The following is a 21,956-nucleotide window of genomic DNA, read 5'->3' on the forward strand; positions in this document are numbered from 1 at the left end:
CTGCCTGGACGGCGCGGGTGCGCGGGTGCGCGGGTGCGTGCGGGTGCGCGGGGGTGTGGGGGCGCGGGCAGTGGGGATCCGCTCGGAGGCTCCGAACGTGCGCGGTGGTGGGCGCGCGGGATCGCGGTGGTCCGCGGAGCACCACGCCGACCCGCCGGAGCCTCCGACGGTGCTGGTGGGGAGGGGGGAGAGGGGGTGGGCGCGGCGGGTGGGGGTGGTGTCGCCTAGAGTCCTCGCCGTGACGGAGCACCTGCGCGACCTGTGGATCGGGACCTACCCCTCGGCCGGCGCGGGGACGCCCGCCGGGGTCGGGGAGGGCATCTGGCGCGTCGCGCTCGACACGGGCACGGGGCAGCTGGGCCGACCCGTGCTGGTCGTCGAGTCGCCCGCGCCCTCGTTCGTGGCCGTCGACCGGCAGGCCGGCCTGCTGCTCGCGGTCGGCGAGCACGCCGCCGGGACGGTGTCCGCCTTCCGCGTGGTCGCGGGACCCGACGGCCGGCCGGGCCTGGCGCCCGCGGGCTCGGCGTCGAGCGGCGGCGACGACCCGTGCCACGTGCTGCTCGACCCGGCGGGCCGGGTGGCCTACGTGGCGAACTACTCGTCGGGGTCGGTGGCCGTCCTGGCGATCGGCCCGGAGGGCCCGGCCGCCGGTGACCCCGCCCAGGTGCTGACGCACGAGGGCTCCGGCCCGGACACCGGCCGCCAGGAGGCGTCCCACGCCCACTTCGCCGCCCTGACCCCGGACGGCGCCCACCTGCTGGTGTGCGACCTCGGCACGGACGAGATCCGCCGGTACCGGCGCGACGCGGGCACGGGGCTGCTCACCGAGGACGGCGTCGCCGCGACGCTGCGTCCCGGCTCCGGCCCGCGGCACCTGGTGTTCTCCGCGGACGGCCGGATCGCGTACGTCGCGTGCGAGCTCGACGTCACGGTGGCGGTGCTGGCCTGGGACGCGGCGACGGCGTCCGGCCGGGTGGTGCAGCACGTCCCCGCCTCCGAGGACGGCGCCGGCACCGGGTCCGGCGGTAGGCCGCTGCCGTCCCACATCGACCGCGTGGGCGACCGTGTGCTGGTGGCGACGCGTGGCGCGGACGTGCTCGCCACCTTCGCGCCCGCCCCGGACGGCACGCTCGCCCCGGCCGGCCAGACGGCGCTGCCCGGCGCGTGGCCCCGCCACTTCGCGGTGGTCGACGGCTGGACCGTGGTGGCGGACGAGCGCGGGGACACGCTCACGGTCCTGCGCGACGGTGCGGTCGTCTCCCGCGTGCCCCTGCCGGCCCCGGCCTGCGTCGTGCCGGCATGACCGCGGTCCCGGAGGGCGCGCGCCGCGCGCTGCCCCCGCTGCTGCCCGGGCCGCACCTGCGGCGGCTCGACGTCATCACGGTGGTCGCGACATTCGGCGGCCTGCTGTTCGGCTACGACACGGGTGTCATCAACGGGGCGCTCGACCCGATGGTGGCGGACCTGGGGCTCACGCCCGCGACCGAGGGGCTGGTGACGAGCAGCCTGCTGGTCGGTGCGGCGCTCGGGGCGCTGGTCTGCGGGCGGCTCGCGGACCGGCTGGGGCGGCGGCGCACGCTCGTCCTGCTGGCCGTGGTGTTCTTCCTCGGGGCGCTGGGCAGCGTCGCGGCGCCGTCGTTCGAGGTCATGGTGCCGATGCGGCTGGTGCTCGGTGCGGCCGTGGGTGGCGCGTCCGTGACGGTGCCGGTGTACCTGGCGGAGCTGGCGCCGACGGAGCGCCGCGGCGCGATCACGGGCCGCAACGAGATCGCCATCGTCGTCGGTCAGCTCGCGGCGTTCGTCGTCAACGCGGTCATCGGCACGGTGTGGTCGGACCACGCGGGCGTGTGGCGGTACATGCTCGCCGTCCAGGCGGTGCCGGCCGTCGCGCTGTTCGCGGGGATGCTGCGGATGCCGGAGTCGCCGCGCTGGCTGCTGAGCCGCGGCCGGGACGACGACGCGCTCGCGGTCCTGCGTCAGGTGCGTGACCCGGGGCGCGCGGCCGCGGAGCTGCTGGAGGTGCGCGAGCTCGTCGAGCAGGAGCGTGCGGAGTCGCCGGCGCGCAGCGGCTGGTCCGAGCTGCGGCTGCCGTGGGTGCGCCGGCTCGTGCTCGTCGGCATCGGCGTGGCGGTCGTGAACCAGCTCGGCGGGATCAACGCCGTCATGTACTACGGCACCCAGCTGCTGCGGGAGTCCGGCTTCTCCGGCGACGTGGCGCTGGTCGCGAACGTGCTCAACGGGGTGTTCTCGGTGGCGGGCATGCTGATCGGGCTGCGCGTCATCAACCGCGTCACCCGCCGCTCGCTGCTGCTGGTGGGCCTCACCGGCATCATCGCGTCGCACCTGATGATCGCCCTGTGCTCGGCGGCGCTGCCGGAGGGGCCGGGCCGCTCGGTGGCCGTCACGGCGTTCCTGGTGCTGTTCGTCGGCTTCAACCAGGCGTCCGTCGGGCTGGTGTGCTGGGTGGTCCTGGCCGAGCTGTTCCCGCTGCGGGTGCGCGGGTTCGCGATCGGGCTGTGCGTCTTCTGGAACTGGACGTCGAACGCCGTGATCTCCGGGTTCTTCCCGACGGTCGTCGCGGGCATCGGCGTCAACGGGACGTTCCTCGTGTTCGCCGGCCTCAACGTGCTGTCGTGGCTGTTCGTGCGGTTCGTGCTGCCCGAGACGCGGGACCGGTCGCTGGAGCAGCTCGAGGAGGACTTCCGGGCCGCTCGCGCCTGACGCGCCGGCCCTGGGCGTGCCCCGGGCGCCCCCGGTGTGCGCGGTCCGCGTCGCGGGACCCCGCGGATGACGGACAATGGGAGCAGTCCACCGTCCGTCGCCCGCAGGAGCCCGCCGTGCCGCAGCAGCGCATCGCCATGCTGTCGGTGCACACGTCGCCGCTCGACCAGCCGGGCACGGGCGACGCCGGCGGGATGAACGTCTACGTGGCGGAGCTCTCACGGGCCCTGGCGCGCCGGGGCGCCGCGGTGGAGATCTTCACGCGCGCGACCTCGTCCGCGCTGCCGGAGACGGTGCCGCTCGACGGGACCGCCGACCAGGTGCTCGTGCACCACGTCCCCGCGGGGCCGTACGAGGGGCTCGACAAGAACGACCTGCCGGGCCAGCTCTGCGCCATGGCGGCCGGCGTGCTGCGGTTCGGCGCGACGCGACCCGCGGGCTGGTTCGACGTGGTGCACTCCCACTACTGGCTCTCCGGCCAGGTGGGCTGGCTCGCGGCGGAGCGGTGGGACGTGCCGCTCGTCCACACGATGCACACGATGGCGCGGGTGAAGAACGCCGCGCTCGCCCCGGGGGACAGCCCCGAGCCGGCGACGCGCGTCATCGGCGAGGAGCAGGTGGTCGCCGCCGCGGACGCGCTGGTCGCCAGCACCGCCGAGGAGGCGCACGACCTGGTCGGCATGTACGACGCGGACCCGGAGCGGGTGCACGTCGTGGCGCCGGGGGTCGACCTGCGGGCCTTCCGGCCGTGGCCCGGTGACGTCGCGGACCTGCGCCGGGAGCTGGGCCTGCCGGCGGACCGGGACGTGGTGCTGTTCGCCGGCCGCGTCCAGCCGCTGAAGGCGCCGGACGTGCTGGTGCGCGCGCTCGGCGTGCTGCGCGCGACCGGCCGCCCGCTGCCGCTGCTGGTGGTCCTGGGCGGGCCCAGCGGCCGGGCCTCGGCGCTGCGGGAGCTGCAGGCGCTCGCCGCCACCGAGGGGGTCGCGGAGCACGTGCTGTTCCGTCCGCCGGTCCCGCGTGCGGAGCTGGCGCGGTGGTTCGCCGCCGCCGACGTGGTCGCGATGCCGTCGCGGTCCGAGTCCTTCGGCCTGGTCGCCGTCGAGGCGCAGGCCGCCGGCACCCCCGTCGTCGCGTCGGCGGTCGGCGGGCTGCGGTCGGTGGTGCAGGACGGGGTCTCCGGCCGTCAGGTCCGCGGCCACGACCCGGCCGTGTGGGCCGACGCGCTCGCGACGACGCTCGCCGACCCGGCGGTGCGCGGCCCGTGGCGGCGGGGCGCGCGGAGGGTCGCCGAGCAGTACGGCTGGGACGCGACGGCCGAGCAGGTGCTCAAGGTCTACGCCCTCGCCTCCGAGCGGCGCGCCCGCGTCGTGCTCTGACGCACGCCCCGGGCGGGAGCCCGGCAGGGCCCGCGCCCGGGGTGCCCGGGGTCAGGCCCCGACGGGCTCGAGCACGAGCACGGGGATCACGCGCTCGGTCCGGCGCTGGTAGTCCGCGTAGTCGGGGTAGGCCGCGACGGCGCGGTCCCACCACAGGTCCCGCTCGGCGCCCGTGACCTCGCGCGCCACGTAGTCGCGCCGCTCCGGGCCGTCCTGCAGCTCGACGCGCGGGTCGGCCAGCAGGTTCCGGTACCAGACGGGGTGCTTCGGCGCGCCGCCGAGCGACGCCACGACCGCGTAGGTGCCGTCGTGCTCGACGCGCATCAGCGGGATCTTGCGGACCTTGCCGGACGCCGCGCCCCGCATGGTGACGACGACGACGGGCATCCCGCGCATCGTCGTGCCCTGCGTGCCGCCGGAGCTCTCGTAGAGCGCCACCTGCTCGCGGGTCCGGGTGTCGGTGCTCGGTGCGTACTCTCCGGTGATCGGCATGACCGCGACAACGCGCACCGGGCCGGCCGTGTTCCGCGGGCCGAACGTCCCCCGACGCGTCGCGGCCGGGTGCGGCAGGATGGGACCCATGACCTACACCCTCGTTCTGCTCCGCCACGGCGAGAGCGAATGGAACGCCAAGAACCTGTTCACCGGCTGGGTCGACGTCGCGCTGTCCGAGAAGGGCGTCGCGGAGGCCAAGCGCGGCGGCACCCTGCTGACCGGCGCGGGTGTGCTCCCGGACGTCGTGCACACCTCGCTGCTGCGTCGCGCGATCATGACCGCGAACTACGCGCTCGACACCGCCGACCGCCTGTGGATCCCGGTCAAGCGCTCGTGGCGCCTGAACGAGCGCCACTACGGCGACCTGCAGGGCAAGGACAAGAAGCAGACCCTGCAGCAGTACGGCGAGGAGCAGTTCATGCTCTGGCGCCGGTCGTACGACGTGCCGCCGCCGGACATCGAGCTCGGCTCGGAGTTCTCGCAGGACCAGGACCCGCGCTACGCCGGTGAGCCGATCCCGCGGGCGGAGGCCCTCAAGCAGGTGCTCGACCGCGCGCTGCCGTACTGGCAGTCGGACATCGTCCCGGACCTCAAGGCCGGCAAGACCACGCTCGTGGCCGCGCACGGCAACTCGATCCGCGCGATCGTGAAGTACCTCGACGACGTGGACGACGCGACGATCGCCGGGATCAACATCCCGACGGGCATCCCGCTGGTCTACCACCTGGACGAGGAGACGCTGAAGCCCACGAACCCGGGCGGCACGTACCTCGACCCGGACGCCGCCGCGGAGGCCATCGCCGCGGTCGCCAACCAGGGCCGCTGAGCCCCGGTCGCACGCACGCACGAGGGCCCGGTCCGACAGCCGTCGGACCGGGCCCTCGTCGTCTCCGCCCCGGCGCGGGGCGGCGGTGTCAGCGCGTGGTGGCGGAACGCTCCGCGGCGAACTCGCCGGTCACGAGGAACACGATGCGCCGCGCGACGGACACGGCGTGGTCCCCGAACCGCTCGTAGTACCGGCCGACCAGCGTGACGTCGACGGTCTGCTGGGGCGTGCCCGTCCAGGAGCCGCCGAGCAGGACGCGGAACGTCTCCTCGTGCAGGCTGTCGAGCAGGTCGTCGTCCCGCTCGATGCCCTCGGCCTCGGCGAGGTCGTGCGTGCTGAGCACCTGCGTGGTGCGCTGGGCCACCCGCACCGCCGCGTCGTTCATCTCCGTGAACACCCCGATGAGCGCCGGGTCGATCGCCCCGTGGGGGTAGCGGGCCCGCGCCACCTGGGCGACGTGCCGGGCGAGGTCGCCCATGCGCTCCAGGGTGGCGCTCATCCGCAGCGCCGACACGACGACCCGCAGGTCCGTGGCGACCGGCTGCTGCTGGGCGAGCAGCAGGACGCAGCGCTCGTCGAGGTCCCGCTCCAGCGCGTCGATCGCCAGGTCGTCGGCGATGACGGTCTCGGCGAGGGCCAGGTCCTGGCGCAGCAGCGCCTGCCCGGCCGCCGCGATCGCGTGCTCGACCCGCCGGCTCATCGCGACCAGGTCGTCACCGAGCTGCTTGAGCTCGGCGTCGAAGATCTCCCGCATGGTTTCCTCTCGTCCGCGCGTGCGCGCGTCTGGGCACAGAACAGTCCGGGTGCCACGCTCGCACGACCAGGTGAACGGCGCGGTGAACGATCGGCCGCCCCCAGGTGAACGGCGGTGAACACTGGGCGCCGCGCGGCCCGGCGCGGGCCCGCACGGCCCGTGGCACCCCCGCGGCGACCGTACGCTGACGCACGTGGAGGGTCTCAACGGCTTCGTCGTGCTGCTCGCCGGCGCGCTCGGCCTGGTGACGGGCATCGGCGCGACGCTGGCGTTCCGCTGGAGCGAGCGCGCGCAGCACACGCTCCCCGAGCCGCCGGAGCGGGAGCTCGACGACGGCCTCGTCCGGGTGCTCGCGGTGCTGCGGTCCGCGGCGGTCGTGCTCGACGACGACGACCGGGTCGTGCGCGCGAGCCCGCCCGCGTACGCGCTGAACGTGGTGCGGGACGGCGCCGTGGTGCACCCCGCCGTGCGCGACCTCATCGCGGACGTGCGGCGCACCGGCGTCATCCGGGACGAGGAGCTGGAGCTGCCCCGCGGTCCGCTCGGCCCGGGGACGCTCATGCTGCAGGTGCGGGTCGCGCAGGTCGGGCCGGGGCTGCTGCTGGTGCTGGCGGAGGACCGGACGCAGGCCCGGCGGCTGGAGGCGATCCGCCGCGACTTCGTCGTGAACGTGTCCCACGAGCTGAAGACGCCGGTGGGCGCGCTGTCGCTGCTCGCCGAGACCGTGCAGGACGCCGCGGACGACCCCGTCGCGGTCCGGCGGTTCGCGGGCCGGATGGTCGGGGAGTCCGCCCGGCTCTCGGCGCTGGTGCACGAGATCCTCGAGCTGTCGCGGCTGCAGGTGGCCGGCGCGCTGCAGGACATCGCGGTGGTGGACGTGGACGAGGTCGTCGCGGAGGCCGTGGACCGCGCGCGCACCGGCGCGGCCGCCAAGGAGATGGCGTTCGACGTCGGGGGGGAGACGGGCGCGCAGGTGTTCGGCGACCACACGATGCTGGTGCAGGCCGTGCGGAACCTGCTCGACAACGCCGTGTCGTACTCCCCGGAGGGGACCCACGTCGGCGTCGGCGTGCGGACGTGCGAGGGCCTCGTCGAGATCGCCGTCGTCGACCAGGGCATCGGCATCTCGGCGGAGGAGCAGGAGCGCGTGTTCGAGCGGTTCTACCGCGTGGACCCGGCGCGCAGCCGCGACACCGGCGGCACCGGCCTGGGCCTGTCGATCGTCAAGCACGTCGCCGCGGACCACGGGGGCGACGTGCAGGTGTGGTCGCAGCCGGGGCGCGGGTCGACGTTCACGCTGCGGCTGCCCGAGGCGGCCCGCCCCGCCCCCCAGACCGTGCCCGACCGCCCCGACGACGGCCCCGCCGCCCGACCCGCCGACCCCACCCCGGAGGACTGACCCCGTGACCCGCATCCTGCTCGTCGAGGACGAGGAGTCGTACCGCGACCCGCTGGCCTACCTGCTGGGCCGCGAGGGCTTCGAGGTCACCACCGCCGCGACGGGCCCGGACGCCCTGACCGCGTTCGACGCCGAGGGCGCCGACCTGGTGCTGCTCGACCTCATGCTGCCCGGGCTGTCCGGCACGGAGGTCTGCCGCCAGCTGCGGGCGCGCAGCGACGTCCCCGTCATCATGCTGACCGCGAAGGACGGGGAGATCGACAAGGTCGTCGGCCTGGAGCTCGGCGCGGACGACTACGTCACCAAGCCGTACTCCTCGCGGGAGCTGCTGGCACGGGTGCGCGCCGTGCTGCGCCGCCGCCAGGCACCGGCGGCCGCGGCGCCCGCCCCGGACGACGACGAGGACGACGGCGTGCTGGCGGCCGGCCCGGTCCGGATGGACGTCGAGCGGCACACCGTCACGGTCGGCGACCAGGTCGTCGCGTTCCCGCTCAAGGAGTTCGAGCTGCTCGAGCTGCTGCTGCGCAACGCCGGCCGGGTCCTCACCCGGGGGCAGCTCATCGACCGCGTGTGGGGCACCGACTACGTGGGGGACACCAAGACCCTCGACGTCCACGTGAAGCGCGTGCGCGCGAAGATCGAGCCCGACCCCGCGAACCCCACCCTGCTCGTGACCGTCCGGGGCCTGGGCTACAAGCTGCTCGACGACGGGCCCGCGTAGCCGCCCGCGTCCGCGGCGACGGGTGCCCGCCAGGATTGGCCGGTCGTTCACCTGGGGTTCACCGGGCGACGGAGGGCTGGTCACCTCCGCTCCCTAGCGTCGGCGTCAGGTCGCGCACAGACGGGTGCGCGCCGCGTCACGACAGGACGGAACAACGTGAAGCTCAACCGCGGTCGTACGGGTGCCCTCGCCCTCGCCGGCGTCGTCGCCCTCTCCCTCACGGCATGTGGTTCGGACGACCCGACCGGCTCCGGCTCGACCGGCGGCACCGACACCGGTTCCGACACCTCGCTGTCCGGCGAGCTCGTCGGCGCGGGCGCCTCGTCGCAGGAGTCGGCCATGGAGGCCTGGCGCGCCGGGTTCCAGAGCGCGAACCCCGACGTCACCGTCTCGTACGACCCCGTCGGCTCCGGCGGCGGCCGCACGTCGTTCCTCGACGGCTCCGTGGCCTTCGCGGGCTCGGACGCCGCGCTGGACGAGGACGAGCTGGCCCAGGCGCAGGAGCGCTGCTTCGGCTCGAACGCCGTCGACCTGCCGGTCTACATCTCCCCGATCGCCGTGGTCTTCAACCTCGAGGGCGTCGACTCCCTGAACCTGTCGGCCGAGACCATCGCGAACATCTTCAACGGCACCATCACCACGTGGGACGCGCCGGAGATCGCCGAGGCCAACCCGGACGTGACGCTGCCGAGCACCGCCATCACGCCCGTGCACCGCTCCGACGAGTCGGGCACCACGGAGAACTTCACCGAGTACCTGGCCGCCGCGTCCGGCGGTGCCTGGGCGGACGAGCCCTCCGGTGACTGGCCGATCGACGGCGGCGAGTCCGGCGCCCAGACCTCCGGCCTGATCCAGGCCGTCCAGGGCGGCGACGGCACCATCGGCTACGCCGACGCCTCGAAGGCCGGCGACCTCGGCATCGTCTCCATCGGCGTCGGCGACTCGTTCGTCGCGCCGACCGAGGAGGCCGCGGCGGCCGCGCTCGACGCCTCGCCGCGCGACGAGACCCGCGAGGAGGGCGACATCGTCATCGCGATCGATCGCGAGACGACCGCCGACGGCGCCTACCCGCTGATCCTCGCGTCGTACCTGGTCGTGTGCCAGGCGTACGACACCCAGGAGGACGTGGACCTGGTCAAGGCCTTCGCCACGTACATCGCCAGCGCCGAGGGCCAGTCGGCCTCCGAGTCCGCCGCGGGGTCCGCGCCGATCTCCGACGCGCTGCGCACCGACGTCCAGGCGTCGATCGACGCGATCACCCTGGCGTCCTGAGCCGGAGGGGACCGGCGGCCGCGACCCGGCCGCCGGTCCCGCCCGCGGCCGGTCCACACGCGTGGGCCGGCCCTCGGCGCGAAGGCCCGCTCCTCCCCCTCCCCCTGGAGACAGTGTGACCAGCACCCAGCCCCGCACGACGGGGACCCCCCGGCCGGCCGCGGACCCGGCCGCCGCCGCCCGCCGCGGGAGGAACCGCCCCGCGGACCGTGGCGGCAGCCGCGTGTTCCGGTGGCTCGCCACCGGCGCGGGCGTCCTGATCCTCGTGATCCTCGCCGCGGTCGCGGTGTTCCTCGTGCAGCGGGCGTGGCCGGCGCTCAGCGCGGACCCGGCCGACCTCGCGGACGCGGTCAGCTGGTTCCCGGACGACACGTCCCTGCTCGGCTTCGTGGGGCCGCTGGTCTTCGGCTCCCTGCTCGCCGCCGCGCTCGCCCTGCTGCTGTCCACCCCGGTCGCCATCGGGATCGCCCTGTTCATCTCCCACTACGCCCCGCGGCGCCTCGCGACCGCCCTCGGCTACGTGGTCGACCTGCTGGCCGCGATCCCCTCGGTCGTCTACGGCCTGTGGGGCGGGCTGGTGCTCAGCCCGCTGGTGCAGCCGCTGTGGGAGGTCCTCGGGAGGTACCTCGGCTGGATCCCGTTCTTCTCCGGCGCGGTCTCCCCGACGGGCCGCGTGATGATGACCGTCGGCGTGGTGCTGGCCGTCATGATCCTGCCGATCATCACCGCGATCTGCCGCGAGGTGTTCCTGCAGACGCCGCGCCTGCACGAGGAGGCCGCGCTGGCCCTCGGCGCGACGCAGTGGGAGATGGTGCGGATGGCCGTGCTGCCGTTCGCCCGCTCCGGCATCGTGTCGGCCGCCATGCTCGGCCTGGGCCGCGCGCTCGGCGAGACCATGGCCGTGCTGATGATCCTGTCGCCCGGGTTCCTCTACTCGTTCCAGCTGCTCGCCGCGGGTCAGCAGCAGACCATCGCCGCGAACATCGCCGCGCAGTTCCCGGAGGCGAACCAGACCGGCGTCGCGACGCTCATCGCGACCGGCCTGGCGCTGTTCGTCATCACCCTGGCCGTGAACATGGCCGCCCGCGCGATCGTCGCGCGGCGCAAGGACTTCTCGGGGGCCAACTGACATGACCGCCACCACCCCCGCGACGCCCGCCGGCCCCGCCGCCGACGGCTCCGCCACGCTGCGCGAGCTGCTGCAGACCACCGACCGGCGCCGCCGGCGCACCGACGTCGTCATGCGCATCCTGGTCACCGGGGCGTTCCTGCTCGCGATGCTGCCGCTGATCTCGCTCACGTGGACCGTGGTGTCCCGCGGCATCGGCCGGATGAACGCCGACTTCCTGCTGTACTCCATGCGCGGCGTCTACGGCGGCATGGACGCGGGCGGCATCTACCACGCGATCGTCGGCACCCTGCTGATCACGCTGTTCGCGACGTTGATCTCGGTGCCGATCGGCCTGCTCGCCGCGATCTACCTCGTCGAGTACGGGCGGGGCGCCCTGGCCCGGCTCATCACGTTCCTCGTCGACGTCATGACCGGCATCCCGTCGATCGTCGCCGGCCTGTTCGCCTACGCGCTGTTCGCGCTCATCTTCGGGCCCGGCGTGCGGATGGGCCTCGTCGGCTCCGTCGCGCTGTCGGTGCTGATGATCCCCGTGGTCATCCGCTCCAGCGAGGAGATGCTGCGGCTCGTGCCGAACGAGCTGCGCGAGGCGTCGCTGGCCCTGGGCGTGCCGCGCTGGCTCACGATCATCAAGGTCGTGCTGCGGACCTCCGTCGCGGGCCTCACCACCGGCGTCATGCTGGCGATCGCCCGCGTCATCGGCGAGACCGCGCCGCTGCTGCTCACCGTCGGCGTCGTCGACTCCATCAACACCAACCTGTTCGACGGCCGCATGATGACGCTGCCCGTCTACGTGTACCGGCAGTACGCCCAGGGTCTCGTGCCGTGCTCCGCCGACGACCTGGCGTGCGTACCCGACATCAACCTCCAGCGGGCGTGGGCGGCGGCCCTCACGCTGTTCCTCATCGTCATGCTGCTGAACCTCGTGGGACGTCTCGTCAACCGCTGGTTCGCGCCGAAGGCCCGCTGACCTCCCCGACCTCCCCCTCTGACCGGCAAGGAGACGACCCGATGGCCCAGCGCATCGACGTCAAGAACCTCAACATCTTCTACGGCTCGTTCCGCGCCGTGGCCGACGTGGACATGACCATCGAGCCCCGCTCGGTCACCGCGTTCATCGGCCCGTCCGGCTGCGGCAAGTCGACGTTCCTGCGCACCCTCAACCGGATGCACGAGGTGATCCCCGGTGCCCGCGTCGAGGGCACCGTCGCCGTCGAGGGCGTCGACCTGTACGGCGCGGACATCGACCCGGTGGCCGTCCGGCGTCAGGTCGGCATGGTGTTCCAGCGGCCGAACCCGTTCCCCACCATGTCGATCGCCGAGAACGTGCTCGCCGGCATCCGCCTCAACAACCGGCGGATCTCGAAGGGCGACGCGAACGACCTCGTCGAGCAGTCCCTGCGCGGGGCGAACCTCTGGAACGAGGTGAAGGACCGCCTCGACCGCCCCGGCTCCGGGCTGTCCGGCGGCCAGCAGCAGCGCCTCTGCATCGCGCGGGCCATCGCGGTCAAGCCGCAGGTGCTGCTCATGGACGAGCCCTGCTCGGCGCTCGACCCCATCTCGACGCTCGCGATCGAGGACCTCATCGCCGAGCTGAAGTCGCAGTACACGATCGTGATCGTCACCCACAACATGCAGCAGGCCGCGCGCGTGTCCGAGAAGACGGCGTTCTTCAACATCGCGGGCACGGGCCAGCCCGGGCGGCTCATCGAGATCGACGACACGGCGACGATGTTCTCGTCGCCGAAGGAGCAGGCGACCGAGGACTACATCTCGGGCCGCTTCGGCTGACGGGGCGTCCCCGGACGTCAGCAGCCCCCTCCCGGTGGACCGGGAGGGGGCTGCTGTCCGTCGTGAGGCGCGCGGGGCGTCGTCGGGGGGCGCGCCGTCGCGCCGCGCGGGACCGGCGTGCCCGGGGGACGCCGCCGCCCCGGGTGCCGGACCCCGGCTGTGTGGCCGCGGGGCCGGGCGGCGGGTGTCAGGCGCCGTCGGCCGCCGGCACGAGGTCGGCGTACTCCGGGAGCGTGCCGTCGAGCACCGGCACCGGGACGCCGACCTCGCCGTCCGCCCCGGTGCTGAGGGTCACGTCGGCGACCGCGCCGGGGGCCACGGGCGTCGTCAGCACGACCTCGTCCCCGTCGGAGCCTCCGAACAGGACGGTGTCGCCGGCGGGCAGCCACACGCGCGCGCTGTCCTCGCCGAGGACGACCGTCACCGTCACGCCGTCGTCGCCGCGGTTGGACAGCGCGCCCTGCAGCGCGCCCGGCTCGTCGGCGCCGGCGGCCACCAGCAGCAGGTTCTCGGCGGTCACGGTGCCGAGCGTCGCCCGCACGCCGTCCGACGCGGAGTACGCGTCCATCGACGTGATCTCGTTCGTGGCGGAGCACCCGGTCAGGGCGGCCGCCAGGACGACGACCGCGCCGGCGAGGACGGGACGGGTGGACGTGCGGCTGCGGGCCACGGTGACTCCTCGGGTGTCGGACGACGGGGCGCTGCGGTGCGCGGACGCTCGGGCGCACGCGGGGGCGTGCGGTGCTGAGCCTACGTGGGCTTGGCGCCGCTCCGCACGGCCCGGTGGCGGGCGGGGCCGCGACGGCGGCGACGGCCTGCGGTCACCGTCGCCGCAGGTCACAGGGCTCAGGAGCGCGGTATAGGCCTGGTCGGAGACTAGCCACGCGCGACGCCGGATGCGCGCGCTCCGCCCGGCGTGTCGGACCCCTGACGAGGCCCACAACGCTCTGACCAGGGCAAACGCCGGAGATCTCCACGAAGTCCCCCCAGGTCCACGTGGTAGACTGGGCTTCCGCGAAAGGGGACACCTGCAGATGACTTTCACTGTTGGGGAGACTGTTGTCTACCCGCACCACGGTGCAGCGCTGATCGAGGAGATCAAGACCAGGACCATCCGCGGCGAGGACAAGATCTACCTCAAGCTGAAGGTCGCCCAGGGTGACCTGACCATCGAGGTGCCGGCGGAGAACGTCGACCTCGTGGGTGTGCGTGACGTCGTGGGCCAGGAGGGCCTGGACCGGGTGTTCGAGGTGCTGCGCGCCCCGTACACGGAGGAGCCGACCAACTGGTCCCGCCGCTACAAGGCGAACCTGGAGAAGCTCGCGTCCGGCGACGTCATCAAGGTCGCCGAGGTCGTGCGCGACCTGTCCCGCCGGGACGCCGACCGCGGGCTGTCCGCGGGCGAGAAGCGCATGCTGGCGAAGGCCCGGCAGATCCTCGTCTCGGAGCTCGCGCTCGCCGAGCACACCGAGGAGGAGAAGGCCGAGGCCATCCTCGACGAGGTGCTCGCGTCCTGACCCCGCGCTGACCACGCGCGCATGTCGACCGCCGCGATCCTGACCGCCGCCGGCAGCGGGACACGGCTCGGGCTGCCCGGGCCGAAGGCTCTCGCCGAGGTGGGCGGGGTGCCGCTCGTGCAGCACGCCGCACGCCGGCTGGCGGCCTCGGGCGTGATCGCGTCCGTCGTGGTCACGGTGCCGCCCGGGTGCACCGACGTGTTCCGGGCCGCCCTCGGCGACGTGGACGTGCCCGTCGTGCTCGTCGAGGGGGACGCGGCGTCCCGGCAGGCCTCCGTGGCGGCCGGGCTCGCCGCCGTGCCGCCCGACGCCGACGTGGTGCTCGTGCACGACGCGGCGCGGGGGCTCGCGTCACCCGCGCTCGTCCGGTCGGTGGAGCGGGCCGTCCGGGCGGGGCACCGGGCGGTCGTGCCCGGGCTGCCCGTGACGGACACCGTCAAGCAGGTCGGCGAGCACCGCGACGGCGCCGCGCCCGTCGTCGCGACCGTCGCACGTGCCGCGCTGCGTGCCGTGCAGACCCCGCAGGGCTTCGACAGGGCGCTGCTCGACGCGGCGCACGCGGCCGGGTCCCACCGCGCCGCGGACGAGGCGACCGCTGCCACCGACGACGCCGCCCTGGTCGAGGCGCTCGGCGAGCAGGTGTGGGTCGTGCCCGGTGACGAGTCCGCCGCGAAGATCACGACACCGCGGGACCTCGCGGTCGCCGAGCTGGTGGCGCGCGCCGGGGTGCGGGCGTGAGCGGGCTGCCGCGCACCGGCGTCGGCGTGGACGTCCACGGCTACGACCCGGACCCCGCGCCCGGGGCGGTCCTGCACCTCGCGGGGCTCGCGTGGCCCGGCGAACGCCCGCTCGCCGGGCACTCCGACGCCGACGTCGCCGCTCACGCCGCCGCGGACGCGCTGCTGTCCGCCGCCGCCGTGGGCGACCTCGGCTCGGTGTTCGGGACGTCGCGGCCCGAGTGGGCCGGCGCGGCGGGGACCGCCCTGCTCGCCGAGGCCGCCCGGCTGGTCCGCGAGGCGGGGTTCGAGATCGGCAACGTCGCCGTCCAGGTGATCGGGACCAGGCCGCGGCTCGGGCCCCGGCGCGCCGAGGCGGAGGCCGCGCTGTCCGCCGCCGCCGGGGCGCCGGTGTCGGTGTCCGCGACGACGACCGACGGCCTCGGCCTCACCGGCCGGGGCGAGGGCGTCGCCGCGATCGCGACCGCCCTCGTCGCCCCGCGCGCCTGAGCCCACGGGGCGAGAGCCCCCGACCGGCCACCGGGGGCCGCGCGCGCGTGGCGGCCCGCTGCCGCCCGCTCGTGACCTGGACCCAGCGGGTCCGTGCTCGTCGGGGGCGCAGCAGGTGCGGGGTCCCGCACCGCGAGGCCCGCGCCTGCGGCGACGCCGGTGCCCGCCGCGGCCCTGATCGGGCGGGGCGGGTCCGGTCGGCCAGGTGTCGAGCGGCCAGAACCCGGGGGCCGGGCGCGGGCTGCGGGCCCGCCTTCTGGCCTCTCGCGGCCTGTGCGGCCCGGGGCCGTGCGCGTCGAGGTTGCGGCAGGTGCGGGGTTCGCGGCCCTGAGCCCCGCGTCTGCTGCGATGTCGACGACCGACGACCGACGACCGACCGGCCGGCCGGCCGCGCAGGCCCGGGCCCGGGACCTAGGCCGGGTGCGGGGCGTGGCGGTGCAGCGGGTCCGGTGCCGTGCGCTCGAGGGGTGCGCGCGTCCCGCCGGGCGACGTCCCGCCGGCCGGGCTCCCGCCCCGGCGCGGGGGCCGGGTCGCGACCAGGACGCCCCCGACGATCACCGCGCCGAGCAGCAGCTCCCCGGCTGCCGGCCGCTCCCCGAGGAACGCCCAGGACGTCCCGATCCCGACGACCGGCACGAGCAGCGAGAACGGGGCGACGACGCCGGAGGGGTGGCGGGCGAGCAGCGCCGTCCAGATCCCGGAGCCCACGACGGTCGCGACCAGCACCGTGAACGCCAGCCCGCCGAGCGCCCACGCGGCGGTCGGCGTGCCGAGCGTCGTCACGGACCGCGCGATCGCCGACGGGCCGTCCACGACCAGCGACAGCGCGAGCATCGGCAGCGGCGGGACGACGGACATCCAGAGCATGAACCGCAGCGGGCTGCCGGGCTGCGCCTGCCGGCTGGCGACGTTGCCGAACGCCCACCCCAGGGCCCCGCACAGCGTGAGCACCACGGGCAGCAGCCCGGCGGACGCCCCGGCCCCGGCCCGCAGCGCGGCGATGCCCCCCAGCCCCGCGAGCGCGACCGCCACGCCGAGCGCCTGGCGGGCGCTGACCCGCTCGCGCAGCAGCACGGCGCCCAGCAGGACGGTGAACGGGGCGGAGGCCTGCAGCACGAGCGACGCGAGGCCCGTCGGCATGCCGGTGTGCATGGCGAGGTAGAGGAACGCGAACTGCAGCACCCCGAACCCGACGCCGTACCCGAGCAGCCACCGCAGCCGGACGTCCGGCCGGGGCACGAGCAGCAGCGTCGGCACGGCGAGCAGGGCGAACCGCAGCGCGACCAGGAAGAACGGCGGGAACTGCTCGAGCGACAGGTGGATCGCCGGGAAGTTCAGCCCCCAGATGACGGCAACGGTGAGGGCGAGCAGGCGGTCGCGGGTCGGCATGTGCTGATGCTGCCCGGGCCGCATCGTCCAGCACCATCGAAAGATCGAACACAGACCGTGTAGCGTCGCTGCATGGACACGCGGCACCTGGCCACGCTCCGGGCGGTCCGGGACCGCGGCGGCGTCACGGCGGCGGCCGCGGCGCTGCACCTGACGCCCTCCGCGGTCTCGCAGCAGCTGCGCGCCCTGTCCCGCGAGGCGGGCGCGGACGTCGTCGAGCGGGTCGGTCGCGGCATCCGCCTGACCGGACCGGGGCACGCCCTGGCGGACGCCGCCCTCGACGTCGCGGTCGCGCTGGAGCGGGCCGAGGCGGCGGTCGAGGCGTTCCGCTCCGCGCCGCACGGCGTGGTGCGGGTCGCGTCGTTCCAGTCGGGCGCGGAGCTGCTGCTGCCCGGGCTGCTGACGCGCGTCGCGGCGATGGACGGCGTGGACGTCGAGCTCGGGGACGAGGACGTCGCCCAGGACCGGTTCGCCGCGCTGACCGCCGACTTCGACCTCGTGGTGGCGCACCGCCCGGACGACGCCGCGCCCTGGCCGGCCGGCGTGCGCGCGGTCCCGCTGCTGCGCGAGCCGCTCGACGTCGCGCTGCCGCCGGACCACCCGCTGGCCTCCCGCGCGACGGTCACGCCGGCGGACCTCACCGGCGAGCCCTGGATCGCCGTGCGGGAGGGCTTCCCGGTCGCGGGCGTGCTCGACGTGGTCGCCGCGGCGGCGGGCGCCCCGCTGCGGGTGGTGCAGCGGTTCAACGACTTCGGCGTCGTCGAGGCGCTCGTCGCCGCCGGGCACGGGGTCAGCCTGCTGCCGCGGTTCACGGCGGGTCGCCGCGGGGCCCGCCTGGTCCCGCTCGCGGGGGTCCGTGCCGGGCGGCGGATCGACGTGCTGGCCCGGCCGGACCGGGTCGAGCGCCGCGTCGTCCGCCGCGTGCTGGAGGCCCTGCGCGCGGAGGCCGCCCGGTTCGGCGCCGCCACCGGCACCGGCCCCCGGTAGCCTTGACCCTCGTGAGCCTGCGCCTGTTCGACACCGCCACCCGCGAGGTGCGCGACTTCGTCCCCGTGGTCCCGGGCCGGGTCGGCATCTACCTGTGCGGCGCGACCGTGCAGGCCCCGCCGCACATCGGGCACGTCCGGTCCGCGGTGGCGTTCGACGTGCTGGTCCGGTGGCTGCGCCGCACGGGCCACGACGTCACGCTCGTGCGGAACGTCACGGACATCGACGACAAGATCCTGGCCCGCTCCGCGGAGGCCGGCGTCGCGTGGTGGGCGTGGGCGATGCAGAACGAGCGGGCGTTCACAGCGGCCTACGACGCGCTCGGCGTGCTGCCCCCGACGTACGAGCCGCGCGCCACGGGTCACGTCCCCGCGATGGTGGCGCTCATGCAGCGCCTGGTCGACACCGGCCACGCGTACGTTGCGGCCGAGGGCGACGTGTACTTCGACGTGCGGTCGTACGCCGACTACGGCTCGCTGACCAGCCAGCGGCTCGACGACATGGCCCCGGCGCCCGACGGCACGGCGGACGACAAGCGCGACCCGCACGACTTCGCGCTCTGGAAGGCGTCGAAGCCCGGGGAGCCGGCCACCGCCGCCTGGGACACCCCGTTCGGCCGCGGCCGCCCGGGCTGGCACCTGGAGTGCTCGGCGATGGCGCAGCGCTACCTGGGTGACACGTTCGACATCCACGGCGGCGGCCTGGACCTGCGGTTCCCGCACCACGAGAACGAGCAGGCGCAGTCCCGCGCGGCCGGCTACGGGTTCGCGCGGTACTGGCTGCACAACGGCTGGGTCACGCAGTCCGGCGCGAAGATGAGCAAGTCGCTCGGCAACGGGCTGCTGGTCAGCGTGCTGCTGGAGTCGGTGCGCCCGGCCGTGGTCCGGTACGCGCTCACCGCGGTGCAGTACCGCTCGATGCTGGAGTGGACGGCCGACACGCTCGCGGAGTCCGAGGCCACGTGGGACCGGCTCGCCGGCTTCGTGGAGCGCGCCGCCGAGCGCGTCCCGGGCGAGGTCACCGCGGCCGAGCTCTCCGCCGCGGAGCTCCCCGAGGGCTTCGCCGCCGCGCTCGACGACGACCTCAACGTGCCCGCCGCGCTCGCGGTCGTGCACGAGCACCTGCGGGCCGGCAACACCGCGCTCGCCTCCGGGGACGACGCGGCGGTCCGCGCGGAGCTCGTCTCCGTGCGGGCGATGCTCGACGTGCTCGGGCTCGACCCGGCCGGCCCCCAGTGGGCTGCCGGCACCACCGACGACCGCCACGCGGCCGCCCTCGACGCGCTGGTGCGCGCCGAGCTGGACGCCCGCGCCGCCGCGCGCGCCGCCCGGGACTGGGCGACCGCCGACGCGATCCGTGACCGACTCGCGGCCGCCGGGGTGGCCGTCGAGGACTCCGCCACCGGCGCGCGCTGGTCCCTGGCCGCGCGCCCCACCACCGAGGACGAGGACTGATGGCCGGCAACTCCCAGCGCCGAGGCGCCACCCGCAAGGCGGGCTCCAAGAAGGGCGCGACCGTCGGTTCGGGCGGCCAGCGCCGCCGCGCGCTCGAGGGCCGCGGCCCGACCCCCAAGGCGGAGGAGCGCGAGTACCACCCGGCGGCGAAGCGGAAGGCCGCGGCCGAGCGCCGGCAGGCCGCCGGCGGTCGCTCCGGGGGCCGGCCGACGGGCCGCGGCGGGTCCGGGGGCGGGCGCAACCGCACCGGCTCGGTCACGGAGGTCGTCGCGGGGCGGAACTCCGTGCTGGAGGCCCTGCGCGCCGGCATCCCGGTGTCCGCCGTGTACATCGCGACCCGGCTGGAGGGCGACGACCGCACGCGCGAGATCCTGCGGACGGCGGCCGACGAGGGCTACCCGCTGCTCGAGGTCACCAAGCCGGAGCTCGACCGCATGACGGACGGCGCCGTGCACCAGGGCGTGGCCCTGCAGGTGCCGCCGTACGAGTACGGCGACGTCGAGGACCTGCTGGACGCCGCCGCGGCGAGCGACCGCGCGCCGCTGGTCGTCGCGCTCGACGGCGTCACCGACCCCCGCAACCTCGGCGCGGTGCTGCGCTCGGCCGGCGCGTTCGGCGCGCACGGCGTGCTGGTGCCCGAGCGCCGGTCGGCCGGCGTGACGGCGTCGGCGTGGAAGGTCTCCGCCGGCGCCGCCGCGCGGGTGCCCGTCGCGCGGGCGACGAACCTCGTGCGGGCCCTGGAGCGGCTGCACGAGGCCGGCTGCTTCGTCGTGGGCCTGGACGGCGGCGGCGACGTCGCGATCGGCGACCTGCCGTACGCCACCGACCCGCTGGTGCTCGTCGTCGGCTCCGAGGGCAAGGGCCTGTCGCGGCTCGTGCGCGAGCACTGCGACGCCATCGCCTCCATCCCGATCGCCTCCGAGGTCGAGTCGCTCAACGCGGGGGTCGCGGCCGGCATCGCGCTGTACGAGGTCGCGCGGCACCGCGCGTCCTGACGCCCGGGCCTCCCGGGTGCGGCCCGGCCGGCGGCGACGGACGATGGCGGTATGACCGACCACGACACCGCCGTCCGGACCGTCGCCGAGCTGCTGCGCGACCAGCGCCTGGGGGTGCTGACCACGCTCGCCCCCGACGGGACCCTCGTCGCCCGCCCGATGGCGCTGCAGGAAGTCGAGTTCGACGGCGACCTGTGGTTCTTCGCCGAGCGCGGGTCGCGCAAGCTCGCGCACGTCGCGTACGAGCCGCGGGTGAACGTCGCGGTCGGGTCCGGCGCCACCTGGGTCTCCGTCGCGGGGACCGCGGAGCTCGTCGACGACGTCGACAAGAAGCGCGAGCTGTGGAGCGCCGGCGTCGAGGCGTGGCTCCCGCAGGGCCCGGAGTCGGCGGAGTCGGTGCTGCTGCGCGTGCGCGCGGAGTCCGCCGAGTACTGGGACGCGCCGGGCGGGCGGCTGGCGACGCTGCTCAGCTTCGTGCGCGCGAAGGTCCGCGGGGAGCGCCTCGAGGGCGAGAACGAGCGCGTCGAGCTCTGACGTGCGGCCCGCGGACCGCGGCCCCGTCGCGCGGCGGGCCGTCAGTCCCGGACGACCGGGATGACGTCCGTGTCCTCGCGCAGGTCGGCGGGGGAGACGCCGAGCACGGCCTCCTCGTCCGGCCGGTTCGGCAGGATCGTCGCGATGTAGGACCGCACGGCCTCCTGCATCGGCACGTCCCGCCGCTCCTGCTCGGACAGGAACCACCGGTGGTCGAGCAGCTCGTGGTAGATCTGCGCGGGCTCGAGCTTGGGGCGCAGGGCGCGCGGCACGGCCCGGACGGCGGGCTCGAAGACCTCCGTCAGCCAGTCGTGCGCGACGAACGTCTCGTCGTCGTTCTGCCGGTCCGTCGCGGCGCGGAACTGGTCCAGGTCGTTGAGCAGGCGACGCGCCTGGTTCTCCTGGACGTCGAGCCCGGTGAGCCGCATGAGCCGCCGGGAGTGGTGGCCGGCGTCGACGACCTTCGGCTGGATGCGCACGGAGGTGCCGTCGATGTCGGTGGTGATGTCGAGCTCGCCGACGTCGAACCCCAGGTCGTTGAGCCGCTCGATGCGCGCCTGCACGCGCCACCGCTCGTCGAGCCCGAACCACTCGGAGCTGGTCAGGGCGGTCCAGAGCTCGGTGTAGCGCTCCGCGAGCATGTCGCCGATCGCGACCGCGTCGACCTCCTCCTCGAGGAACTCGCCGGCCTGCAGGTCCATGAGCTCGCCGATGATGTTGACGCGCGCGACCTCGAGGTCGTAGCCCCGCTGCCCGTCCGTGAGGCTGTCGTGCAGGTCCCCGGTCTCCGCGTCGACGAGGTACGCCGCGAACGTCTCCGCGTCCCGCCGGAACAGCGTGTTCGACAGGGACACGTCGCCCCAGTAGAAGCCCGCGAGGTGCAGCCGCACGAGCAGCACCGCGAGGGCGTCGATGAGCCGGGTCGCGGTGTCGGGGCGCAGCGACTGGCTGAACAGCGCGCGGTAGGGCAGCGAGAACCGCAGGTGCTTCGTGATGAGCACGGCCTCGAGCGGCTCGCCGTCGGGGGAGGTGCGACCGGTGATGACGCCGACCGGCTCCACGCTCGGCACGTCGAGGCGGCCGAGCTGGCGCAGCAGCTCGTACTCGCGGTACGCGACCGTCTCGCCGATCTCCTTGATCGCGATGACCCGCCCGGACAGCCGCGCGAACCGCACCGTGTGCCGGGAGATGCCTCGGGGCAGCGCGGCGAGCTGGTCCGCGGGCCAGTCCGCCAGCGGGACGTCCCACGGGAGGTCGAGCAGGGCCGGGTCCGGCGCGGCCGCGGTGATCTGCAGGCGCGTGCGAGGGGTCATGGGGTGATTCTCCCATCCGACGACGAAGGGGCGGGGCCGGTGGTGTGCCGGCCCCGC

Annotated in this window: 22 protein-coding genes; 17 read left to right on the top strand and 5 right to left on the bottom strand. The window is 75.2% G+C overall.

Translation table 11 applies throughout. The annotated features are described in order from the left end of the window. The first annotated feature begins 238 nt into the window (after positions 1-238). From AAHH18_RS15285 to mshA, 3 genes are all read left to right on the top strand, one after another. On the top strand, positions 239-1,303 hold the full coding sequence (locus tag AAHH18_RS15285; RefSeq protein WP_343302192.1) for a lactonase family protein: 1,065 nt from the start codon (positions 239-241) through the stop codon (positions 1,301-1,303). After that, the gene (locus AAHH18_RS15290) at positions 1,300-2,721 is read left to right on the top strand and encodes a sugar porter family MFS transporter (protein ID WP_343302193.1); all 1,422 of its coding nucleotides are present in this window, start codon (positions 1,300-1,302) and stop codon (positions 2,719-2,721) included. Before AAHH18_RS15285 ends, AAHH18_RS15290 begins: the two co-directional genes overlap by 4 nt. Positions 2,722-2,858: 137 nt before the next feature. Beyond that, a complete protein-coding gene (mshA, locus tag AAHH18_RS15295) occupies positions 2,859-4,097 on the top strand; it encodes a D-inositol-3-phosphate glycosyltransferase (protein ID WP_343302211.1) in 1,239 nt (412 codons plus the stop codon). A 51-nt stretch (positions 4,098-4,148) separates the two neighbouring features. On the opposite strand, the gene AAHH18_RS15300 is transcribed toward mshA, so the two are convergent. Continuing rightward, positions 4,149-4,679, bottom strand: a complete 531-nt coding sequence (locus tag AAHH18_RS15300; protein WP_343302194.1) for a nitroreductase family deazaflavin-dependent oxidoreductase — start codon at positions 4,677-4,679, stop codon at positions 4,149-4,151. On the opposite strand from AAHH18_RS15300, the gene AAHH18_RS15305 reads away from it, so the two are divergent. Next, a complete protein-coding gene (locus tag AAHH18_RS15305) occupies positions 4,678-5,418 on the top strand; it encodes a phosphoglyceromutase (protein WP_283321585.1) in 741 nt (246 codons plus the stop codon). The genes AAHH18_RS15300 and AAHH18_RS15305 overlap by 2 nt on opposite strands. Positions 5,419-5,506: 88 nt before the next feature. Here the strand turns inward: AAHH18_RS15305 and phoU are convergent, their stop codons facing one another. Continuing rightward, positions 5,507-6,172 (bottom strand): phosphate signaling complex protein PhoU, encoded by a 666-nt coding sequence (phoU, locus tag AAHH18_RS15310; protein WP_283321584.1) that lies wholly within the window; start codon positions 6,170-6,172, stop codon positions 5,507-5,509. Between the two features lie 193 nt (positions 6,173-6,365). Here phoU and AAHH18_RS15315 point away from each other — a divergent pair, with 193 nt between their 5' ends. The 6 genes from AAHH18_RS15315 to pstB all read left to right on the top strand — a co-directional run bounded on the left by AAHH18_RS15315 (position 6,366) and on the right by pstB (position 12,484). Continuing rightward, a complete protein-coding gene (locus AAHH18_RS15315) occupies positions 6,366-7,571 on the top strand; it encodes a sensor histidine kinase (protein WP_343302195.1) in 1,206 nt (401 codons plus the stop codon). 4 nt (positions 7,572-7,575) lie between these two features. Continuing rightward, positions 7,576-8,292: a response regulator transcription factor gene (locus AAHH18_RS15320; RefSeq protein WP_343302196.1), complete on the top strand. Its 717-nt coding sequence runs from the start codon at positions 7,576-7,578 to the stop codon at positions 8,290-8,292. A 156-nt stretch (positions 8,293-8,448) separates the two neighbouring features. Next, positions 8,449-9,564 (top strand): phosphate ABC transporter substrate-binding protein PstS, encoded by a 1,116-nt coding sequence (gene pstS / locus AAHH18_RS15325; protein ID WP_283321582.1) that lies wholly within the window; start codon positions 8,449-8,451, stop codon positions 9,562-9,564. Positions 9,565-9,679: 115 nt separating this feature from the next. Beyond that, complete coding sequence (pstC, locus tag AAHH18_RS15330; protein WP_343302197.1) at positions 9,680-10,693, top strand: phosphate ABC transporter permease subunit PstC; 1,014 nt, start codon at positions 9,680-9,682, stop codon at positions 10,691-10,693. A gap of 1 nt (position 10,694) precedes the next feature. Beyond that, on the top strand, positions 10,695-11,663 hold the full coding sequence (gene pstA, locus AAHH18_RS15335; RefSeq protein ID WP_343302198.1) for a phosphate ABC transporter permease PstA: 969 nt from the start codon (positions 10,695-10,697) through the stop codon (positions 11,661-11,663). A 41-nt stretch (positions 11,664-11,704) separates the two neighbouring features. Beyond that, positions 11,705-12,484 (top strand): phosphate ABC transporter ATP-binding protein PstB, encoded by a 780-nt coding sequence (pstB, locus tag AAHH18_RS15340; RefSeq protein WP_283321580.1) that lies wholly within the window; start codon positions 11,705-11,707, stop codon positions 12,482-12,484. Between the two features lie 187 nt (positions 12,485-12,671). On the opposite strand, the gene AAHH18_RS15345 is transcribed toward pstB, so the two are convergent. After that, positions 12,672-13,154 carry a hypothetical protein gene (locus AAHH18_RS15345; protein ID WP_343302199.1) on the bottom strand — a complete coding sequence of 161 codons (483 nt, stop codon included), beginning with the start codon at positions 13,152-13,154 and terminating at the stop codon, positions 12,672-12,674. Between the two features lie 364 nt (positions 13,155-13,518). On the opposite strand from AAHH18_RS15345, the gene AAHH18_RS15350 reads away from it, so the two are divergent. The 3 genes from AAHH18_RS15350 to ispF are packed head-to-tail and all read left to right on the top strand — an operon-like array spanning position 13,519 to position 15,227. Continuing rightward, positions 13,519-14,001, top strand: coding sequence for a CarD family transcriptional regulator (locus AAHH18_RS15350; protein ID WP_013769765.1), 483 nt, complete (start codon positions 13,519-13,521; stop codon positions 13,999-14,001). Positions 14,002-14,022: 21 nt separating this feature from the next. Next, a complete protein-coding gene (gene ispD / locus AAHH18_RS15355) occupies positions 14,023-14,739 on the top strand; it encodes a 2-C-methyl-D-erythritol 4-phosphate cytidylyltransferase (RefSeq protein ID WP_343302200.1) in 717 nt (238 codons plus the stop codon). After that, entirely contained in the window at positions 14,736-15,227 is a 492-nt protein-coding gene (ispF, locus tag AAHH18_RS15360) for a 2-C-methyl-D-erythritol 2,4-cyclodiphosphate synthase (protein ID WP_343302201.1), read from the top strand. The genes ispD and ispF overlap by 4 nt, the downstream gene beginning before the upstream one ends. 411 nt (positions 15,228-15,638) lie before the next feature. Here the strand turns inward: ispF and AAHH18_RS15365 are convergent, their stop codons facing one another. Further along, positions 15,639-16,616 carry an EamA family transporter gene (locus AAHH18_RS15365; RefSeq protein WP_343302202.1) on the bottom strand — a complete coding sequence of 326 codons (978 nt, stop codon included), beginning with the start codon at positions 16,614-16,616 and terminating at the stop codon, positions 15,639-15,641. A 72-nt stretch (positions 16,617-16,688) separates the two neighbouring features. Here AAHH18_RS15365 and AAHH18_RS15370 point away from each other — a divergent pair, with 72 nt between their 5' ends. The 4 genes from AAHH18_RS15370 to AAHH18_RS15385 are packed head-to-tail and all read left to right on the top strand — an operon-like array spanning position 16,689 to position 20,586. Next, positions 16,689-17,603, top strand: a complete 915-nt coding sequence (locus tag AAHH18_RS15370; protein ID WP_343302203.1) for a LysR family transcriptional regulator — start codon at positions 16,689-16,691, stop codon at positions 17,601-17,603. 11 nt (positions 17,604-17,614) lie between these two features. Then, positions 17,615-19,057, top strand: a complete 1,443-nt coding sequence (cysS, locus tag AAHH18_RS15375) for a cysteine--tRNA ligase (protein WP_343302204.1) — start codon at positions 17,615-17,617, stop codon at positions 19,055-19,057. Further along, the gene (rlmB, locus tag AAHH18_RS15380) at positions 19,057-20,052 is read left to right on the top strand and encodes a 23S rRNA (guanosine(2251)-2'-O)-methyltransferase RlmB (RefSeq protein ID WP_343302205.1); all 996 of its coding nucleotides are present in this window, start codon (positions 19,057-19,059) and stop codon (positions 20,050-20,052) included. The genes cysS and rlmB overlap by 1 nt, the downstream gene beginning before the upstream one ends. Before the next feature lie 51 nt (positions 20,053-20,103). Continuing rightward, positions 20,104-20,586: a pyridoxamine 5'-phosphate oxidase family protein gene (locus AAHH18_RS15385; protein ID WP_343302206.1), complete on the top strand. Its 483-nt coding sequence runs from the start codon at positions 20,104-20,106 to the stop codon at positions 20,584-20,586. A 41-nt stretch (positions 20,587-20,627) separates the two neighbouring features. Here AAHH18_RS15385 and AAHH18_RS15390 read toward each other — a convergent pair whose 3' ends face one another. Further along, positions 20,628-21,899, bottom strand: a complete 1,272-nt coding sequence (locus AAHH18_RS15390) for a DUF4032 domain-containing protein (RefSeq protein ID WP_222171291.1) — start codon at positions 21,897-21,899, stop codon at positions 20,628-20,630. Between the last annotated feature and the right edge of the window lie 57 nt (positions 21,900-21,956).

Source organism: Cellulomonas olei, from assembly GCF_039548315.1.
In the GTDB taxonomy this organism is placed as follows: domain Bacteria; phylum Actinomycetota; class Actinomycetes; order Actinomycetales; family Cellulomonadaceae; genus Cellulomonas.

Coding starts and splice junctions, on each gene's coding strand:
- AAHH18_RS15290 (WP_343302193.1), top strand. CDS start 1,300: ATGACCGCGGTCCCGGAGGGCGCGCGCCGCGCGCTGCCCCCGCTGCTG.
- mshA (WP_343302211.1), top strand. CDS start 2,859: ATGCTGTCGGTGCACACGTCGCCGCTCGACCAGCCGGGCACGGGCGAC.
- AAHH18_RS15305 (WP_283321585.1), top strand. CDS start 4,678: ATGACCTACACCCTCGTTCTGCTCCGCCACGGCGAGAGCGAATGGAAC.
- AAHH18_RS15300 (WP_343302194.1), bottom strand. CDS start 4,679: ATGGGTCCCATCCTGCCGCACCCGGCCGCGACGCGTCGGGGGACGTTC.
- phoU (WP_283321584.1), bottom strand. CDS start 6,172: ATGCGGGAGATCTTCGACGCCGAGCTCAAGCAGCTCGGTGACGACCTG.
- pstA (WP_343302198.1), top strand. CDS start 10,695: ATGACCGCCACCACCCCCGCGACGCCCGCCGGCCCCGCCGCCGACGGC.
- pstB (WP_283321580.1), top strand. CDS start 11,705: ATGGCCCAGCGCATCGACGTCAAGAACCTCAACATCTTCTACGGCTCG.
- AAHH18_RS15350 (WP_013769765.1), top strand. CDS start 13,519: ATGACTTTCACTGTTGGGGAGACTGTTGTCTACCCGCACCACGGTGCA.
- ispD (WP_343302200.1), top strand. CDS start 14,023: ATGTCGACCGCCGCGATCCTGACCGCCGCCGGCAGCGGGACACGGCTC.
- AAHH18_RS15365 (WP_343302202.1), bottom strand. CDS start 16,616: ATGCCGACCCGCGACCGCCTGCTCGCCCTCACCGTTGCCGTCATCTGG.
- AAHH18_RS15370 (WP_343302203.1), top strand. CDS start 16,689: ATGGACACGCGGCACCTGGCCACGCTCCGGGCGGTCCGGGACCGCGGC.
- rlmB (WP_343302205.1), top strand. CDS start 19,057: ATGGCCGGCAACTCCCAGCGCCGAGGCGCCACCCGCAAGGCGGGCTCC.
- AAHH18_RS15385 (WP_343302206.1), top strand. CDS start 20,104: ATGACCGACCACGACACCGCCGTCCGGACCGTCGCCGAGCTGCTGCGC.
- AAHH18_RS15390 (WP_222171291.1), bottom strand. CDS start 21,899: ATGACCCCTCGCACGCGCCTGCAGATCACCGCGGCCGCGCCGGACCCG.